This window comes from Arthrobacter pascens, assembly GCF_030816475.1.
Lineage (GTDB): Bacteria > Actinomycetota > Actinomycetes > Actinomycetales > Micrococcaceae > Arthrobacter > Arthrobacter pascens_B.
In genome coordinates this window covers 745,088-762,966 of record NZ_JAUSXF010000001.1, presented here as the reverse complement: position 1 = coordinate 762,966, position 17,879 = coordinate 745,088, and the positions used below count along the sequence as shown (strand labels likewise).

The following is a 17,879-nucleotide window of genomic DNA, read 5'->3' as shown; positions in this document are numbered from 1 at the left end:
CGCTGCGCCATGACAACCTGCCGCATCGCGGCACTAGCAACGACGAATAACGACGACGGCGGACGCCGCCTCACGGTGCTGTCCGCCGTCGTCGTTCCCTGTACGGCACCTTCGATGTACTCAACGGCAAGCACTCTTGAAAGGTCTGTCAACGATGACCAGACGCACTAAAGCATTGCTATCACTCGGGACGGTGGTGGCCCTTACCGCCGCGTCGTTCGCCATCGCCACAAATGCTGCCCGGGCCACCGACCCCGATCCGGCTACGCAGCAATACCGGCCCTATCTTCATTACACGCCGAAGGCCAACTGGATGAATGACCCCAACGGGCTCGTCTACCACAACGGCAAGTACCACATGTTCTACCAGTACAACCCCGAGGGAACACTGTGGGGGAACATGAGTTGGGGCCACGCCTCCTCGACTGACCTCATCCACTGGGACGAACAACCGCTCGCCATCCCCCGCGGCCGCGGCGAAAACGAGCATGTCATCGAAGAAATCTTCTCCGGATCCGTGGTGGTGGACACCCTGAACACCACCGGGTTCGGGACCGTCCAGAACCCGCCCCTGGTAGCCATTTATACGAGCAATTACACAGGCGACCACCCGACCCTTGCCGGCAAACAGGCACAATCGCTGGCATACAGCGTCGACGACGGGCAAAACTGGACCAAGTATGGCAGCAACCCGGTTCTCAACCGGAACACCTCCAGCTTCCGTGACCCCAAGGTCTTCTGGTACGACAATCCGTCCGGAGCCGACTACTGGGTGATGGCCGCCGTCGAAGCCGACGAGCGCCGGGTCCTCTTGTACAAAAGCACCAACCTGAAGGACTGGAACTACCTCTCCGACTTCGGCCCGGCAAATGCCATAGGCGGGCAGTGGGAGTGCCCTGACCTGTTCCCCCTGGCCGTCGATGGGAACCCCGATAACGTCAAGTGGGTCCTGGCCGTGAACATCAACCCCGGCGCCGTGGCTGGGGGCAGCGGCGGACAATACTTCGTCGGAACCTTCAACGGCACAATATTCAACGCGGAGAACATCGATCCCGCCGACCAGCTTCCACCCGGCAACGTCCTGGCCGGCTTCAACGGCGGCAACTACAGCGGCTGGAACGTCCAGAACGATCCGTCGAACAGTTCCGGCCCCTGGGGAAGCGCCCCGGCCTCTGGAACCCTTTCAGGCCAACAGGCGATGGCGGGGAGCATCGGAGCCGGGCTAGTGAACGGCTTCCACGGCGGAGACGCTCCCGTGGGCACCATGGAATCAGCCCCCTTCACCGTGGACAAGGACTACCTCAACTTCCTGGTCGGCGGCGGGATGCATCCGCAGGAACCCGGAAAGCAGTCGGGGAACCAGGCTCCTCCCGGTTACCTGCTGTTCGACGGCTTCGACTACCCCGGAACGCTCACCCAGGCCGGCTGGCAGCTCACCGGCGACTTCCAGGCGGCACTCAACCCCTCGACGTCGGGCGGTGAATTCGCCATCGGGAAACGGATCAACACCTTCGAAGGCGGCCCGAACCAGGACAACAACGTCGGCACCATCACATCCCCGGAGTTCTACCTGACCAACACCAACATCGGCTTCCTTCTGGGCGGCGGCAGCCGCCCCGACGACCAACTCCAAGTTGAGCTGCTGGTGGGCGGCGTACCTGTCCGCAAGACAAGCGGCACCACCTCGGGAGACCTGAACTGGAAGAACTGGGACGTATCCCCTTGGTACGGGCAGATCGCCCGCATCAGAATCGTGGACAACGCAACAGGCCCGTGGGGGCATCTGACCCTGGACAACATGGTCCTCGGTTCGGAACCGGCCAAGGCCCGCAGCAGCGAAACCACAGTGAACCTGGTGGTCAACGGTCAAACAGTCCGAACGGCATCCGGCGCCAATTCCGAACGATTGGCATGGACCGCCTGGGATGTCAGCGCCTTCAAGGGCAGCCAGGCCACTATCAGGATCGTGGACAACAACCGCGGCGGATGGGGGCACATCCTGGCGGATGAGTTCGTCTCCTCGGACACATCCCGCCTTGAGCCGCACGACTGGCTGGACTGGGGCAGGGACTACTACGCCACAGTGTCCTTCAACAACGCTCCCGGCGGCAAACGCATCATGCTGGGCTGGATGAACAACTGGGATTACGGCCAGAACACCCCCACTACCACCTGGCGCGGGACCATGGCCCTGCCGCGTGAAGTTGTCCTCACCCAGACCCCCGCCGGCCCGCGCTTGCGGCAGCAGGTGGTGTCCCAAGCGGACACGCTGAAGAACACAGCCGCGACGTACACGGCGGCGGCCCAGGACATCGCGCCCGGAACAACGACACTCCCGGTGACGGGGGACGTGGTGCAGATTGACGCCGAATTCTCCCCCGGCACGGCGTCCTCGTTTGGCCTGAAAGTGCTTGGAAACGCCACCGAATCAACCAGGATCGGCTACGCCACGGCCACTCAGCGGCTCTCCATCGACAGGACCAACTCCGGCAATGAGGGCTTCCACCCGGCCTTCAGCTCAGTGGAGGATGCGCGGGTCGAATTGATCAATGGCAGGATCCGCCTGCGCCTGTACGTGGACCGCGCATCCGTGGAGCTCTTCGCCCAGGACGGCCTGACGACCATCACGGACCAGGTCTTTCCCACTGCCGGCGCGACCGACATCTCTGTCTTCTCCGAAGGAGGAACCGCCCGGCTCGAAAGCATGACAGTGACGCCCCTCAACCGGGCCATGTGGGGAGGCTGAGCCGCTTCCCGGCCTTAGACAGGTAAGCAGCACGGCCCGGCTCCAGCCCTCGGTTGCGGCTGGGGCCGTGCGCGCTCTCAACCGCACGCGGCCGCCGTGCTGGCGCGGCTCTCCACCCTGACGGATGATAGTGAGACTCCGCTGGACCGCTAGGAAGGGGGATTTCGATGGCCGAACAGCGCGCAACCATAGACGAGTACATCGCCTCCCGGCCTGCAGAGGTTCAGCCCGTTCTTCAGGAGATTCGGAACTGCATCCACGAGACGCTTCCTGATGCTGGCGAGATTATCAGTTACGGCATCCCAACGATTACGCTGGACGGCCACTACATCGTGTACTTCGCTGCTTGGAAGCACCACGTGTCTGTGTACCCCGTTCCGCACGGCGATCAAGACCTCGCGGCTGAAATGGCTCCGTACCTATCGGGGCAAGGCACCCTGAAGTTCCCGCTGAACAAGCCGGTTCCGTACGGCATCATCGCTAAGGTCGCCGGACAGCTTGGCCTAGACAGACGCAGCCCTAAGTAGCCGCTAGCTCCCTCCAAACCGCTAGTTCCGTCGCGCCGTTCAACGCTAGCGCTTGCGGTCAGCCACGGCCTGAGACAGCGAGGCCAGTCCCTTTTCGAAATCCTGTCCCACCATCTTGTCCATGTTCATGAAAAGGGCGAAGACTTTTCCGATTCCCTTGTTCTCCCCAGTCATGGTCCACGTGACCCTGGTACCGCCGCCTTCGGGGGCAAAGGTGAAGCTGGTCGGGTTCACGGATTTGAAAGGCTTAGTGAATTCGAGCCGGATACTGATATCCCTGGGCTCTGATGTGCTGACTATTTCCATGGTGCCGCTGCCTGCCTTGCGGTTGCCGCTCCACGAGTAACGTGCCCCCACTCCGGCTTCGCTGCCCGCGTAGCTTCGTTCCATTGCCGGATCCACCGTCTCCCAGGGGGACCATTTGGTCCACTCGTGAAAGTTGTTGACCAGCGGGAATATCTCCTCCGCAGCGGCGGGAATCAGGGCTGAGCGCGTAACTTCGTATGCGGCCATGGGGCCATCATAGGTCCATACTCCGGAGGGGCGGCAGAGGCCCCGCATGACACCCCGGGCCTATGGATCGGCAGCCTGTCATGCTCCCGCCCCCAACACACCGGCCCGGCACCGAGCTGCTTGGTGCCACCTGAAACCGCTGCCCGTCAATCCCTAGCGAAGGACGGGTTGCGGCGATCTGGTCCGGAGCGGAGAGATAGTCCTCCACTCTTTCGCCGTGATCCACGCAATATTTGCACGAGGGCCTCAAGACGTTGCTGGCCAAGGATCAAGTTCGGCTCAAGAACGTGGCCGCTTGACCTGCGGAAAGGTCACGTTGTCGACGAATTGCAGGTCAACCCTGGTTGGCGGACACGCCGGCAAGGCGTCGGACCAGGGTGAGTCCGGCAGGCGTACCGGGCCAGTGCCGCTCCAACGGACCGTGGCCTGCCTTGCGGATGACGGCACGAAGAACCAGCGCCACGATGATGGCGTCGTCGGCATACCCGATCACCGGGATGAAGTCCGGGACCAGATCAAAAGGAGAGGCAAGATAGAGCAGCAGCAGGACCAGCCTGACCCGGATTCCCTTTGGGAGCGACCGGTCCGCGGTCAGCCTGCGCAAGAGGGTCAAAAGGTCAGGCAGCAGGCGGAGGGCATCCCTCATGCCTACGGTCTCCGGGTGCTTACGGGCGTAGAGCACCAGGAGGACCAGCAGGACGGCGTAGATGAGGACCAGCCCGCCAATGATCGCGATCATCGCGTCCCACCAGTTCATTCGAGAACCCCTTCTTGGTTAGTTATCTGCACTTAGTGTCCGCCCGCCGTCGGCATCTCCGGCCTTGTTGGCTGTAGGCACGGAAGCAGGGCTGTCTCCGCTGCAGCCGCCAATGGTGATCTCGGATGTCAGAGCAATGGTCAGATTTCGATCGTCGGCGAGGGCAGCGCGATGGGTCTGTTGAGCTTTCCGGGGTTGGCCGCGTTGGACAGGGACCCGGTCCGTACGAACCCTATCTCCTTTACGATCCCAACGGCGAGGTGGTGTCGGAGGTCAGCAGCCAGAACTCATCGAAATCCGGGGGCGCCGTCTCGGCGCTCCCGGCCCGCGCCGACTAAGGCCGCCACGAATCAGGCCCGCGAGAGCAGGGCTTCACCCAGTTCGCCCCGCCGGTAGAAGACCTCACGACCGGAGCGCAACGACTCCGCGAGGCCGCTCCCCGAGAGCACCCTGAGATGACCGCTCACGGTCCCGGCCGCGAGGTCCAGGGCACAGGCCAGCTGAGTCGTCGTCATCGGGACGTCCAGCTGGGCGAGGATCTGAGCGCGCGTACGCCCCAACAGCGCCGAGACCGGGGATTCCGAGGTTTCCCGCACAGTCTCCCAGAGTCGCCCGACGCCGCGGGGGGCGTAGGTGATGGTGGGAACGAAGGGTTGTACATTCAAAACCAGGGTGTCCGGCCAGACGAAGACGTTCGGGACGAGCACAAGGCCCCTACCGGGGTCCGGGATACTGCTCGCGGAGTAGCAGCACCCCCGCATGATCTCCAGGCCCGTGCTGGTGGGTCGCACGCTGGGATGCAGGGTCTTGAAGACCTCCTGGATGCCGTCCCGGGCCAGCTGTTCCAGCCGGGTATCGATGTCGGCCAGCAGCACCGACCTCAGCCGCGGCCAGAAAGGCTCGACGGCGGCGGCCCAGTACCATTCGAGGGCCGCGAGGATCCGGGAGATTGCGGCGTCGATGTCGCTCAGGAGTTCGTAGATGGTGCGGTGGGACGGCCTCCCGGCCGTGAGGTCCGCCAGATGATGGAGATCACGCTCCCAGAATTCCCTCGGAACGGCCCGGATGGCCTCTAACGACTCTGCGAAGCTGTCCTGCCGTTGCTGCGTTGGGGTGAGCGAGTCGGCGATATATCCGGTCGGCAGCACAAGCGCGGTAAGGACAGTGAGGTGCTCCTGCGCCCGAGGGTCCGTAGATGCGGCGATGCGCTCCTTCACCATCTCGATCCAGGGGCGATGGACAGGCGTCCCCTTCTGCAGCGCTTTGATGCTGGTGACGGTCTCCCAGAGGGGTGAGACCTGGAAACGGACCTTGGTAAGGTCCTCGACGCCGAGCGCGATGTGCATCTCATCACTGTATTCTCCTGGCCAGAATGCTCCACGATTCGGGCTGGACCGAATCGTGGCGGGCATCCCCCGAACGGCTCACGCTGGGTACATGAGCACACACTCCCGCACCGCGCCCCTCGTTTCTGCTGGCAACCGGTCCGCCACCCCGGTCCGATCACGGAGCCGCCTCGCCTCGGGTGTCTCCGGCCCCAGTGCCACACTCCTGCGGAAGATCGGGGCCTCGCTCATCTCCATACTTCGCAGTGAAGCCCTCAGGGATGCCCGGTTCCGGGAGCGGCGCGAACACGGCCTGATGGAACTCCACCGGCTCGGCGGGGACATCCGTTACTTCTGAGCGCTCCAGTGATCAACTACCTTGAGACCACCAGTACGTTCTACAACCTATCTGAGTTGGCGAAGTGCCACGGAACTCTAGATGATCTCTTAGCTATGATCGTCGGCCGAGAAGTGGTCTTCGGAGTGCAGGGGTGTGTGAGCGCTAGGTTTGTGGGATGGAAGAAATCCTCCTGACTGGCGGCAACGCCACCGATGGTGTGGTGCGCGTCGGCTCGACGGTACGCAAACCGTGGACGGCTGCTACACCGAGTGTGCTCGCGTATATGAGGGCTATGCGCGGTGCCGGCGTTGATGTGCCTGCCGTCCATGGGCAAGACGTCCAGGGGCGACAAGTGACAGAGTTTGTCCCCGGCCGCCTTGCCATGAACTCGCGCCCGTTGTCACTCTCCGAGCTGTCCCGGGTCGGCCACCTGGTGCGCGCGATTCACGACGCGAGTGCAGCCTACGAGCCAGACTCCGGCTCAACGTGGGTCACACACATTCCGGCCCCCGGGGGCGAGCTGATCTGCCATAACGACCTGGCCCCGTGGAATCTCCTCATCGGAGACCGATGGGTATTCATCGACTGGGACGGCGCCGCGCCGAGCACGCGGCTATGGGATCTCGCGTACGCCGCACAGGCATTCACGCTGAACGACGCATCGGCGAACCCACTTGAGGCGGCGCGGGCACTGGCATCCTTCATTGATGGATATGGTGCCGACGACGAGCTCCGGGCAGCGCTCCCCGTCACTATGTGGCAACGGACAACTGCCATGTACGAACTCCTCAAGAATTCGCATGTCACGGGAGTCGAACCGTGGGGGACGATGTTCACGACCGGCCATGGTGACCACTGGCACAACGTTACGCAGTTCGTGAAGGACAACGAGTCACTTTGGGCCGATTCGGTCCGGGCAGCCCCTTAGCCCTTCGGCTTGTGGACAGCTGAGGCGCACTTGCCTTCACCCCGGTAACGACGGGTCGGAGAAGCTAGGCGGCCTGGTCTTTGAGCAAGCCGCGTTCGCCGAAGACCTTTTTGGCGATGAAGGTGGCGTTCACGGCTTTGGGCATGCCGCAGTAGACCGCGGAGTGCAGGAGCGCTTCGACGATCTCGTCCGTGGTGAGACCGACGTTGAGGGCTGCGTTGATGTGGACATCGAGCTGGGGTTCGCAGCCGCCCAGAGCGGTCAACATGCCGAGTGTGACTAGTTGGCGGTCGCGAGGGGCAATTCGGGTCGAACGTAGACCTCCCCGAAGGCCCAGGCGACGACCTGATGCCCGAGTTCAGGTGAGATATCGGCCAGGGAGTCGATGACTTTTCTGGCCGGCGGCGCCGTCGCTGGCGGTCAGGGCTTCCATCCCCCGTTCGAAGGACTCCTCCCGAGGGTGAGCCGTATTGGTTGGGGTGTTGTCGATGGTCATCGTCGGTCTACTTTCTTCTCTGAATTCAGCTGCTGCTCGTAGTGGGTGATCTTGTCGTCCAGGGCGAGTGCATTCTGTTGGAGGGCGCTGATGTGGGCGGCAAGTACCTCGGCATGGTCGCGTAGCCAAGTCAAGGTCAATCACCAAGGCGCTCTTCGACGGCAAGACGAGTGATTCCGGCAAGGGGATCGGCTAGCGGAACTCCTCACCCGCCCGATGAAGGTTCGGCGGGCTGCGGACCGGAGTTCGGAACGACTATTCCTACCCGGGCGGAGGACTTGTCGTCGTTATTCCGATTCTGACGGTTCGGTGGACGGATCCGCCCCTGGCCTACGAGGATGCCGAGGATCACGATGGTTCCGCCAATGATTTGATTCCAGTGGACTGTCTCGCCAAGAAGCAGGACACCGAGCAACACGCCGCCGATCGGCGTGAGGTAGGTGACTGTGGACGCGACGGTTGCTCCCCACGCATTGATGACGTTGGTGTACCAGACGTACGCGATGCCTGTTCCGATGCCGCCGAGGACGAGCACGCTCCCGGCAATTGCCGGGGTCAACGTGATCGTTCCGGTTCCGATGAAGGGTGTGAGCATCAGAATGATAATCGCTCCTGCACCGATCTGTGAGGCGGAAACCGTCACGGCGTCGTAGTCATAGCCGCGAATGAACCGTTTGGTGTAACTAAAACCCAGTCCATAGCACGCGGTTCCGCCAAGGCAGGCCAGCTGCGCCCAGAGGAACATGGCACTTGCAGTGTCAGCCATGGCGTTCCATGGTGCGGCGACGAGGACGACACCGGCCGCCGCGACGAAGATGCCGGCGGTCTTGATTTTGGTCAAGCGCTCATCGGGAAGGATTGCCAACGCCACGATCATGGTCGCGATCGGTGTGGTCGCGTTGAAAATGCTGGATAGCCCTGCAGGCAGATATTGGGCGGCCCAGGAGAACAGAAGGAATGGAACGACGCACATGATCGCTCCGATCGCCGTGAGATGACCCCATACACGCAACCCGCGGGGCCAGCGCCGGCGGGTGACGATCATGACAGCCGCCAGAACCACCGCACCGAAGAAAAGCCGGCCAAGGACCACCTGGGACGGTGACAGCCCGCCGACAGCAACCTTGATGAACAGGAAGCTTGCTCCCCACACAGCCGCGGCGCCCAGGTACTGGGCGCCAAGCGCAAAACCCTTCTTATCTCGCACTCTGCCCCTGCCCATTGCGCCATCCTGCTTAGACTGTCCACTTCAGTCTCGACTAGGCTGGCGTTATGAATCAAACGAAATCAACGCATGCGCTCATGCACGAAATCGATTTATGGCGGTAACGATTCGGCAGCTGGAAGTCCTCGTTGCCGTGCTGGAGCAGGGCGGATTTGGTGCCGCTGCGGATCACCTGCGGATGTGCCAGTCGGCTGTTTCGCATGCACTCGCAGCTTTGGAACAGTCCACGGGTGCGCCTTTGGTACTGCGCTCTCCTGAGATCGCAGCAACGCCTCTCGGTGATACGGTTCTCACTCATGCACGCAGTGTCCTCGCCAGCGTTCGCTCCCTTGAAGCGACCGTGGATTTGCACCACGGTCGCGCTGCGACGGGAACTGTTCGCCTCGCGGCCGGGGTAACTGTGTCCCATCGGCTCGTCCCTGGACTTCTGCGCCAATGGCGCGCGGAATTGCCTGGTCTTGATATCCGTCTCTTTGAAGGCGGCGACAATGAACTCGACGTTTGGCTCGCCACCGGAGCAGTCGATGCTGCCGTACTAGTTGACCCGGATCCGGTTCCCGATCGGGGAGTTGTCCTGGCCCGTGACGACTTCTGTGCCGTTATCCGGGCTGACCACCCTCTTGCCAGGGTCAAGCGCATCGCCCTCAATGACCTTCTCGAGGACCCGCTGTTGGTCTCAACCAGCGGCTGTGAACTCCAGATCATGGAACTGCACGAGATGACGGGATCTCCGTATGCGCCGGCGCAGCGTGTGCACGAGACCAGCACACTGCTGGGCATGGTTGAGGCGGGTCTCGGCGTCGCTATCATGCCCTCGCTGGCGCGCTCGATGCTCGACGAGAAACTAGTTATGGTCGAACTCGAGCCGCGACTCGAGCGCACTCTTGTTTTCTCTGGCCCCTCGACGCGGCCGTGGCACCCTGGTGTTGAACGTATGCGGGAGATCGCCGAACGCACGGGATCCAATATCTGATCCGTAGGGGGTTCTACGCAAGCTGGGCGATTTCGGGAGTTGAAAGGTGCAGCACTTCGTAGATCGTGGCCAATGTGGAAGGGTCAGGGCGTGATGTGCTGAGGCGGAAAATGACCCCCTGCCATGACGTCGGATCGATTGCCCAGGTGACACTGTGAGTGTCATCGTCGGCGGACCTTGAATGTGCGAGCTCTTGGAGCCTCTTAGCCTCGTCTTTCGGATCCTCCTCATCGCTCAAGGTCACCAGGGTTTTCGTTGCGAAGGTGGGCGCGAGCTCATAGCTTGATCCCCGGTAGAAGGCTCCTCCGATCCATGTCTGCACGACGGGCCGGCCGAAGTCGCTCACGATTCCGCTGAATCCCTGGCCTCCCCAGTGCAGTGCAGCAAGAGCGCCGGGCTCAGTCCAGAGATAGAAAGGTGCATAAGCGTTCGCTGAAGCGCCGCCCGCCACATCGCGGATGAGGTACGCCTTGAGGCCGAGTCCGGGGCGGGCGTCTAGGGAGTGGCCGCGGTCGGCAACTCGCTGGCGGATGATCCCCATGTCGTAGTCGGTCGGCAGTGCGATTTCGTATTGGGTTGCAATCATGGTTGACATTCCTTCTGCTGTGACGGGCTCGGTGGGTATGTTCCTGGGACGATGGGGAGCTGCCCGTACGGGTGTGAGTGCCGAATCGTGTGGGAGCCGGGAGCGTACGTGATGTTCTCGACGACGAGGCGGGACGGGTGCTCCGGTCGAGCGATTGATTGGACCCACGCTGCGCCCGCGGCCACTGATTCAGGTGCCGGGGGTGACGGTGCGGGCCGCCCCGTCACGATCAACGCGGCGTGGCTATTGCGCGGAGCAACTCGAGCGCGCCCTCAATGGCGAGGTCAAATGCTGCTGTGTCCTGGGCGGCGCGGGCGAGCACGTAGCCGCCCTGAAGTGTTGCCGCGATCATCGCGGCAACACTTGTGGCGTTGACCTCCGCAGATAACTCACCGTCGATTTGCCCCTGTTCAATGACCTCGGTGAGGCGCATCTGTAGCCACGAAAACATCTCGGACACCAGCGTGTGCAATGCTGCGGATGCCTCAACCTCGGCGTCTTGGGCAAGCTTGCCGAACCGGCAACCTCGCAGGACGTCACGCTCTCGGTGCAAGTACCCGGTAATCTTGTCGACTGCCGTCCCCGGTCCCGCGAGATCAGCATCCACCTGAATGCGCATCTCCTCTGCGTTACGCTGCATGGCTGCCCGAGCGAGATCTTCCTTGCCATGGAAGTGGTGATACATACTGCCTTGCCCAACCCCGGCCGCATCGAGAATCGCGCGCGGGCTTGTCGCCGAGTATCCGCGATCCCACAACAGCTCTCGTGTCGACTCGACAAGACGAGTTCTACTGTTTTCGGTCATGTTGTACATACTAGTAGTTACAGACATGTGGGGGAAATGGAGGTGCGATCGCTCCAGGTTCGCTCTGCGGGTCTTCGACAGGGTGATGCGCCCCCTGCAGCGGGCCAATTAGCATTTGATCCTCCTCGCGGCCCGCCCCGGAGTCAGTTGACCGGGAATGGATCGCTGACCGCTGAGGTGAGTCCGTTCGAGGTTGCGGTGAAGGTGCGGGTTCCTGATTTGCTGAGCTTGCAGCCGCTGAAGGCGCTGACCCCGGAGACGGCGGACTTGGGGTTCTGCGTACAGGTGAGAGTGGGATTGCCCTGCTGCTCGTTGATGGCAAGCGTGACCGGTGCCGTACTGGTAATGACCGTGTTGCCCCCGGCATCCTGGACGGTCACCACGGGCTGCGTGGTGAATGCGGTGTTGACGGAGCCGCCGGATGGCTGTGTGGTGAAGGCGAGCTTCGCGGCCGGGCCCACCGAGATGGTGAAGCTTGTGCTTGCCGCAGTGGTGAGTGTTCCCGACGTCGCGGTAAGGGTGTAGGTCCCCGTCTTATTCACTGCGCAGCCTGCAAACGAGGCGACTCCCGCCGTCGCCGTTTTGGGGTTGGCGGTGCACGTCAGGACGGCGCCCGACGGGGAACCGGTGATGCTGAGCGTGACCGGGGCGGTGCTGGCGCTGGTGTTGCCGGCCTCGTCCTGGATGGTGACCACCGGCTGGGTGGGGAAGGCTGTCCCGCCGGTGGAGCTCGCCGGGCTGGTGGTGAAGGCGAGCTTAGTGGCTGTTCCTCCCGCGATGACCAGCGGGGTGCTCGTCGCTGGGGTCAGCCCCGTGGAGGCCGCCGTGAGGGTATAGGTGCCGGCTTTATCGATACTGCAGCCTGTGAAACCGGCGATCCCGGAAGCGGCGCTGACCGGGTTCTGTGCACAGGTCAGGACTGCTCCGGAGGGTGTGGTGATAGTCAAGGTGACTGGCGCAGTGCTCCCGGCAATGGTGTTCCCGCCCGCGTCCTGGATAGCCACCGCGGGCTGGGTGCCGAGAGCAGTGTTGTAGGTGGCGCCGGACGGCTGGGTGGTGAAACCGAGTTTCGCCGCAGGGCCGACGGTGATGGTGAAGGTGGTGCTGGCGGCTGCGGCAAGCGACCCGGAGGTGGCCGTCAGGGTGTACGTTCCTGGTTTGTTGATGCTGCAGCCGGCAAATGTTGCCACCCCCGAGACGGCATTCTTGGGGTTCGCCGTGCAGCTGAGGACAGCACCGGACGGGGAACCCGTGATGCTCAGCGTGACGGCTGCCGTGCTGGACGTGGTGTTGCCGTTGGCATCCTGGATCGCCACCACAGGCTGCGTCGGGAAGGCAATGCCGCCGGTTGAGTCCGTGGGGCCCGTGGTGAAAGCGAGCTTGGCCGCGGTGCCGCCGGTGATGTTGAAGCTGGCGCTGATACCGGCGGCGAGCGTTCCCGAGGTGGCTGTCAGGGTCCGGGTTCCCGTTTTGCTGATCTTGCAGCCGGAGAAGGATGCGACGCCGGCGGACGCGGTTTTGGGGTTGCTGGTGCAGTTGAGGTTGGCCCCGCCGGTGGGCGCAGTGATTTTCAGCGTGATCGCGGCGGAGCTGCCGGTGATGGTGTTGCCGCCGGCGTCCTGCACTGCCACCACGGGCTGGACACTGAAGACTGCGTTCACCGAAGTGTCCGTAGGCGATGTGGTGAACCCGAGTTTAGCCGCGGGGCCGATGGTGATCGTGATGGTGGTGCTGACGGCGCTGGTGAGGGAGCTGCTCGCCGCGGTCAGTGTGTAGGTACCCGGCCTGTTGATGCTGCAGCCGGAAAACGCGCTGACACCCGCGGTGGCCGTGACGGGGTTCGTGGTGCACGTCAGTGCGGCGCCGCCCGGAGTGGTGATGGTCAGGGTGACAGGTGCAGAGCTGCTGGTAACGGTGTTGCCGCCTGCATCCTGGACAGCCACCACCGGCTGGGCGGGGAAGGCAATGCCGCCGGTGGAGCTGGTGGGGTTGGTCGTGAAGCCCAGTTTCGTTGCCGGCCCGACGAACACTGTGAAGTTCAGGCTGGTGGCGGTGAAGCCCGCTCCCGTGGCGGTCAGCGTGTACGTTCCGGCCTTGTTGATGCTGCATCCCGAGAAGGCTGCGGTCCCGGCGGCGGCCGTGACGGGGTTGGCGGCGCAGCTCAGGACTGCACCGGCAGGCGCGCCGGTGATGCTTAGGGTGACAGGAGCGGTGCTCGAGGTGGTGTTGCCACCCGCGTCCTGGATGGCCACCGAAGGCTGGGTAAGGAACGCGATGCCGCCGGTAGAGCCCGAAGGCTGAACCGTGAACCCCAGTTTGGTTGCCGCGCCCGCTGCGATCACGGTGGGGCTGCTGACGGTGAAGAGGAGCCCTGCGGAGGTGGCAGTCAGTGTGTAGGTGCCGGTTTTGTCGATACTGCAGCCCGTGAATGCGGCCACGCCATTCACAGCCGGCACGGCGAAGGCGCTGCAGCTCAGGACCGCACCCGAGCCGCCGGTGAGCGTCAGGTCAATGGTGGCTGCCGACGTCGTAACAGTGTTCCCGCCGTCGTCCTGGACACTGACGGCAGGCTGGGTGGCGAACGGTGTGCTGCCGGTGGAGCCGGACGGCTGGGTGGTGAAGGCCAGCCTGGAGGCCGGTCCCGTGGAGATGGTGAAGCTGGTGCTGGCCGCTGTGAAGCCGGCACCTGTGGCAGTCAGGGTGTAGGTTCCGGTCTTGTTGACGCTGCAGCCTGCGAAGGCCGCGATTCCGGACGCGGCCGTCACGGGGTTCCTGGTGCACGCCAGGGCCGAACCGGCAGGGGAACCTGTAATGCTCAAGGTCACCGGGCTGGAGCTGGTGGTCACGGTCCGGCCGGAACTGTCCTGGACTGCGACGGCGGGCTGGGCGTCGAAGACGGCGCCTCCGCTGGCGTCCGAGGGTGACGTGGTGAACGCGAGTTTGGCGGCGGGGCCGGCCACAGTGAAAGGTGCGCTGATGCCACTGGTCAGCGGCACGGAGGTAGCCGTCAGCGTATAGCTGCCGGCACCGGTGACGGTGCAGCCGGAGAAGGTCGCCACCCCGTTCACGGTGCTTGCCGGCAAGCACCCGGTGAGGAGGCCACCCGAGGCTGTGACGGTGACCAGCGTGGCTGCCTGGCTGGTCACGATGCTGCCGTTGACGTCGGTCACGGCGACGACAGGCTGGGTGGGCAGCGCAACTCCGCTTGAGGAGTTGCCGGGCTGGGTGATGAACACGAGCTTTGTGGGGCTGCCCGGCGGTGTGACCCCCACGCTCCCGCTCGGCGCGCTTGCCGCGGTCCAGGTCCGGTAAACCGACGTGACCGTGTACTGGTAGGTGCCGACCGGGACGGTGAGGTCGTCGCATGAAGTTCCGGTGGTGGTGGCGGTCTTGCTGGTTCCGCACGCTGCCGCGGTGGAACCGTCAGCGGCTTTGGTGCGGGTGACGTAGTAACCGGTTGGTTTTGGTGTTCCGACGGCGGCCGTCCAGGTCACGCGGACGGTACCTGTGCTGCTCCCCGGGACTGAGACGTTCGCGGGAGGCTGCAGCGTGCCCGTGGTGGCGGAGCCGGAGCCCGATACGGGACCTGTGGAATATGCGAGGGCCGGCTCTACACCCGGTACCAGCAGTGCGGAGAGGGCAACGACAATGACCGCCACGGCATGTTGCACGCGGCGTAATCCCCCCATCGCTCCCTCTGGGCGCTGGAACACAAACCCTCCGATTAGGCCGGGCCCACTGTTGGACCCTTTATCAGCGGGGACGGGCCTCCCCCAACAGGCCCGTCTCCGCCGTTGACTAGTTGGCGCTGAGCGTCAGGGTGACCGTGGCGCTCTTGCACGCGTCCTGGTTGACAGCCGTGTCAGTGAAGCCCAAAGTTCCGGAACCGGCGATGGCGACGTTCACGGCGCCTGCCGGCACTGTCGTGTTCGATACGACATTGGAGATGGTGAAGTCGGCCGGCAGGCACAAGGCATTGCTGGTGCTCACGACGTGGCTGATGGTGCCGACCTGAAGGCTGGAGGTTCCGGGGTTGCTCGCCGTATAGGTGACGGGGACGCTGGCTCCCGGCGTCAGCCCGCTCGCGAATGTGGCGGTCAGGGTGAGCGTGCCGTTGGACGCTGCGTTGGGAGCAGATCCGGTTCCGGCGCTTGTGGTGGTCCAGTATGCGTAGGCGCCGCTACCGATGATGAGGAAGGCCGCTGTGAGGCCAGCTACTGTCTTACGGCTGAGTTTCCTACTGATTTTTGTCGCTGACATGTTGTGTCCTGAGGGTTTGAGACCGAAAGTCCATGAGGCAGCTCGAAACAAACAGGCCTGCCGCCCCCACAGCAATAGGTTGGCCTGAATTATGTGTCTCGTACCTCGCCCAGGAATGGGGGACTGCTGTGAATTTAGCAGGCAATTCACAGATAAAAGCAGAAGATAGGCAGATTCTGAGCAAAAGCTGTGGAAAGGCCGCGAAAATCTTGAGCCTGGCACCCTCCTTGCAGGTCATGAGGGCGTCTAATAAGCGTGATACGCGAAAATCACTCGGCCGAAACACTCCGGCAACCTCTGCCGTGCATGCTGGCCTGACGGGGACACCACGAGCAGGAGGCGCTTTAGAAATGGAAACTCAAGGGGTACATGCGGTCCAGCTTCAGACCGGCGACTACATCGAGGCGTGGCACAATGGCAAGCTGTTCCATCAGGGCCGGGTGACCGTCGTCGTACCGAAACTCGATCTGTTCTGGATCGTGGACGCGCGGACAGGGACCCGCAGGCTGCTCGATCCCGAGGCCCTGGTGATCGTGCGGGTGTCCGAGCCGCGCGCAGGGACCCCCGGCGGCACCGCCAGCGCGGAGCCGATGCCTGCCTGAAGCCCGTCATGAGATGACTAGAGTGGGTTCCGAAGGAAGACAGGAGCCCATGACCGAAGATACGACGACCAGCATCACCGGAACGGTTCTCGGTGAGCGTTACCGGGTGGGAGAAGTGCTGGGCCACGGCGGCATGGGTAGCGTCTACCGCGGAACGGACCTGGTGCTCAACCGTGAGGTGGCACTGAAGATCTTCCGCGACGACGTCACCGACGCGGAGGACCTGGCAAGGCAGCAGGCAGAAGCCCGGACGCTCGCGCAGCTGAACCACCACGGACTTGTCACGCTGTTCGACACAGGGACCCTGCGCCGGGGCCAAAGGGAAGCGCCGTTTCTTGTCATGGAGCTGGTCCCTGGAACGGACCTTCACCGGCATCTCGCAGCCGGACCGCTGACCGGGGAAGAAGCCGCCCGGATCGGGGCCGAACTGGCTGAAGCCCTGCACTACATTCACGAACGTGGCGTGGTGCACCGCGATGTGAAGCCGGCCAACATCCTGCTGACCCGGTACGGCGCGGATTCTCCGCTGCGGCCTAAGCTCGCCGACTTCGGAATCGCCCGGATGCTCGACGGCGCCCGGCTCACGTTAACGAACATGATCCCCGGAACCGCGGCTTACCTGAGTCCGGAACAGGCCACCGGCGACAAGGTGGGACCGCAGGCCGACATCTATTCTCTGGGCCTGGTGCTGCTGGAAACCCTGACCGGGAGGGTGGCATTCCCCGGACCTCCGCTGGAAGCCGCCGTGGCCAGGCTCTCCCGGCTCCCTGACATTCCGGAGGCGCTGGGCCCGCAATGGCGATCCCTGCTTGCCGCCATGACCGCGCGGGACCCGCAGGACCGGCCGGATGCAGCAAGCGTCTCGGCGGCACTGGGTGCCGACGGGGAATGGACCATTCAAGCCAAAATTCCACAAGCCAAAATTCCGGATGGGACAGAGCCCGCCCTGCCTGCGCATTCGCCGGCGACGAGGGTCCTGGACACCGGCGGAGCCGGCAACCGTCCCCCGGTGCAGGAGGCCCGGCTGCCTGCCCTCCCGGACAGCCAGGCAACCAACGCCACCTCGTGGCGGCCTGCGCCGGACCAGCCGGCACGTGAACCGGCCTCCGCGCAGCCGGAAGAGGTCCGAGGGCGTTCCTGGAAGAAACTTGTCAGCATCCGGGGCCGCCGCCTGTGGGCGCTGGCCGCGGTTGCCGCCGTCGTCGTAATCCTCGTAGGAGTACTGCTGACGTCCGTCCAGCGGCAGGCAGCGGCGCCGGCGCCGGTGGAAACATCGCCGGCGGTTATCCCCGGCCAAATGGGCGAACACTTTAAGGAACTGGAAGAAAGCGTCACACCATGAACAGACTGCTGACAGCTACTCTGGCCGCCTGCCTTGGAGTTTCCTTGTTCGCTGCGTGCGCCGCTGCACCCGACCTGGACAAGGGGGTTGCGGGAAATCTCCAAACCCGCGTGGCCACGGCAAAGCAGCTAGCCGCGAACAAGAACTTCCCCGCAGCTCTGGCCGAGCTTCAACAACTGGGCCAGGACGTCACAACAGCTGCTGAACGGGGCCAGGTATCCCAGCAGCGCAAGACCCGGATCGAGGCCGCCATCAGCACCATCAAGAGCGACCTTGACACCGCCATGACACCGGCGCCCCAACCGGATCCGACAGCTACTCCTTCCTCGGGCAAGGACGGCAAGAAGCAGGAAGAAGACGCGAAAAAAGAGGCCGAGAACCAGAAAGACAAGGGCAAGAACTGATCACTGCCTACGCGGAGCCCGGCCACGTCCACGTCAGGCTGGCGCGGGGT

General features: G+C 63.6%; 20 protein-coding genes. 10 read left to right on the top strand and 10 right to left on the bottom strand.

Annotation, left to right across the window (positions count from 1 at the left end; genetic code table 11):
• Positions 1-9 precede the first annotated feature (9 nt).
• The 3 genes from QFZ40_RS03530 (at position 10) to QFZ40_RS03520 (ending at position 3,273) form a co-directional block, all read left to right on the top strand.
• Complete coding sequence (locus QFZ40_RS03530; protein WP_306902884.1) at positions 10-171, top strand: hypothetical protein; 162 nt, start codon at positions 10-12, stop codon at positions 169-171.
• Positions 155-2,746, top strand: coding sequence for a GH32 C-terminal domain-containing protein (locus QFZ40_RS03525; protein WP_306902883.1), 2,592 nt, complete (start codon positions 155-157; stop codon positions 2,744-2,746). The genes QFZ40_RS03530 and QFZ40_RS03525 overlap by 17 nt, the downstream gene beginning before the upstream one ends.
• Before the next feature lie 167 nt (positions 2,747-2,913).
• Positions 2,914-3,273, top strand: a complete 360-nt coding sequence (locus tag QFZ40_RS03520) for an iron chaperone (RefSeq protein ID WP_306902882.1) — start codon at positions 2,914-2,916, stop codon at positions 3,271-3,273.
• Between the two features lie 45 nt (positions 3,274-3,318).
• On the opposite strand, the gene QFZ40_RS03515 is transcribed toward QFZ40_RS03520, so the two are convergent.
• Together QFZ40_RS03515 and QFZ40_RS03510 are read right to left on the bottom strand one after the other, a co-directional pair.
• Positions 3,319-3,786, bottom strand: coding sequence for an SRPBCC family protein (locus QFZ40_RS03515; protein WP_306902880.1), 468 nt, complete (start codon positions 3,784-3,786; stop codon positions 3,319-3,321).
• Positions 3,787-4,120: 334 nt separating this feature from the next.
• On the bottom strand, positions 4,121-4,543 hold the full coding sequence (locus QFZ40_RS03510) for a YkvA family protein (protein WP_306902879.1): 423 nt from the start codon (positions 4,541-4,543) through the stop codon (positions 4,121-4,123).
• Positions 4,544-4,668: 125 nt separating this feature from the next.
• On the opposite strand from QFZ40_RS03510, the gene QFZ40_RS03505 reads away from it, so the two are divergent.
• Complete coding sequence (locus QFZ40_RS03505; RefSeq protein WP_306902877.1) at positions 4,669-4,881, top strand: hypothetical protein; 213 nt, start codon at positions 4,669-4,671, stop codon at positions 4,879-4,881.
• Between the two features lie 12 nt (positions 4,882-4,893).
• Here QFZ40_RS03505 and QFZ40_RS03500 read toward each other — a convergent pair whose 3' ends face one another.
• On the bottom strand, positions 4,894-5,889 hold the full coding sequence (locus tag QFZ40_RS03500) for an ArsR/SmtB family transcription factor (RefSeq protein WP_306902875.1): 996 nt from the start codon (positions 5,887-5,889) through the stop codon (positions 4,894-4,896).
• 91 nt (positions 5,890-5,980) lie between these two features.
• Here QFZ40_RS03500 and QFZ40_RS03495 point away from each other — a divergent pair, with 91 nt between their 5' ends.
• Positions 5,981-6,226, top strand: coding sequence for a hypothetical protein (locus QFZ40_RS03495; protein WP_306902874.1), 246 nt, complete (start codon positions 5,981-5,983; stop codon positions 6,224-6,226).
• A gap of 157 nt (positions 6,227-6,383) precedes the next feature.
• Complete coding sequence (locus QFZ40_RS03490) at positions 6,384-7,136, top strand: phosphotransferase (protein WP_306902872.1); 753 nt, start codon at positions 6,384-6,386, stop codon at positions 7,134-7,136.
• Positions 7,137-7,200: 64 nt separating this feature from the next.
• Here QFZ40_RS03490 and QFZ40_RS03485 read toward each other — a convergent pair whose 3' ends face one another.
• The 3 genes from QFZ40_RS03485 to QFZ40_RS03475 form a co-directional block, all read right to left on the bottom strand.
• Positions 7,201-7,473, bottom strand: a complete 273-nt coding sequence (locus QFZ40_RS03485) for a carboxymuconolactone decarboxylase family protein (protein WP_373427460.1) — start codon at positions 7,471-7,473, stop codon at positions 7,201-7,203.
• A gap of 155 nt (positions 7,474-7,628) precedes the next feature.
• Positions 7,629-7,766: a hypothetical protein gene (locus tag QFZ40_RS03480; protein ID WP_306902870.1), complete on the bottom strand. Its 138-nt coding sequence runs from the start codon at positions 7,764-7,766 to the stop codon at positions 7,629-7,631.
• Positions 7,767-7,837: 71 nt separating this feature from the next.
• Positions 7,838-8,854 (bottom strand): DMT family transporter, encoded by a 1,017-nt coding sequence (locus QFZ40_RS03475; RefSeq protein ID WP_306902868.1) that lies wholly within the window; start codon positions 8,852-8,854, stop codon positions 7,838-7,840.
• A 97-nt stretch (positions 8,855-8,951) separates the two neighbouring features.
• Here QFZ40_RS03475 and QFZ40_RS03470 point away from each other — a divergent pair, with 97 nt between their 5' ends.
• Positions 8,952-9,830: a LysR family transcriptional regulator gene (locus QFZ40_RS03470; protein ID WP_306902867.1), complete on the top strand. Its 879-nt coding sequence runs from the start codon at positions 8,952-8,954 to the stop codon at positions 9,828-9,830.
• Positions 9,831-9,843: 13 nt separating this feature from the next.
• On the opposite strand, the gene QFZ40_RS03465 is transcribed toward QFZ40_RS03470, so the two are convergent.
• The 4 genes from QFZ40_RS03465 to QFZ40_RS03450 form a co-directional block, all read right to left on the bottom strand.
• Positions 9,844-10,416: a DUF4865 family protein gene (locus QFZ40_RS03465; protein ID WP_306902866.1), complete on the bottom strand. Its 573-nt coding sequence runs from the start codon at positions 10,414-10,416 to the stop codon at positions 9,844-9,846.
• A gap of 229 nt (positions 10,417-10,645) precedes the next feature.
• On the bottom strand, positions 10,646-11,221 hold the full coding sequence (locus QFZ40_RS03460) for a TetR/AcrR family transcriptional regulator (RefSeq protein WP_306902865.1): 576 nt from the start codon (positions 11,219-11,221) through the stop codon (positions 10,646-10,648).
• A gap of 143 nt (positions 11,222-11,364) precedes the next feature.
• Positions 11,365-14,892 carry a beta strand repeat-containing protein gene (locus QFZ40_RS03455; RefSeq protein WP_306902863.1) on the bottom strand — a complete coding sequence of 1,176 codons (3,528 nt, stop codon included), beginning with the start codon at positions 14,890-14,892 and terminating at the stop codon, positions 11,365-11,367.
• Positions 14,893-15,019: 127 nt separating this feature from the next.
• Positions 15,020-15,481, bottom strand: coding sequence for a hypothetical protein (locus QFZ40_RS03450; RefSeq protein ID WP_306902862.1), 462 nt, complete (start codon positions 15,479-15,481; stop codon positions 15,020-15,022).
• 350 nt (positions 15,482-15,831) lie between these two features.
• Between QFZ40_RS03450 and QFZ40_RS03445 the strand changes: the two genes are divergently transcribed.
• The 3 genes from QFZ40_RS03445 to QFZ40_RS03435 are packed head-to-tail and all read left to right on the top strand — an operon-like array spanning position 15,832 to position 17,829.
• Positions 15,832-16,083, top strand: coding sequence for a hypothetical protein (locus tag QFZ40_RS03445; RefSeq protein ID WP_306902861.1), 252 nt, complete (start codon positions 15,832-15,834; stop codon positions 16,081-16,083).
• 49 nt (positions 16,084-16,132) lie between these two features.
• Entirely contained in the window at positions 16,133-17,425 is a 1,293-nt protein-coding gene (locus QFZ40_RS03440; protein WP_306902859.1) for a serine/threonine-protein kinase, read from the top strand.
• Positions 17,422-17,829, top strand: coding sequence for a hypothetical protein (locus tag QFZ40_RS03435; protein WP_306902858.1), 408 nt, complete (start codon positions 17,422-17,424; stop codon positions 17,827-17,829). The genes QFZ40_RS03440 and QFZ40_RS03435 overlap by 4 nt, the downstream gene beginning before the upstream one ends.
• The last annotated feature ends 50 nt before the right edge of the window (positions 17,830-17,879 follow it).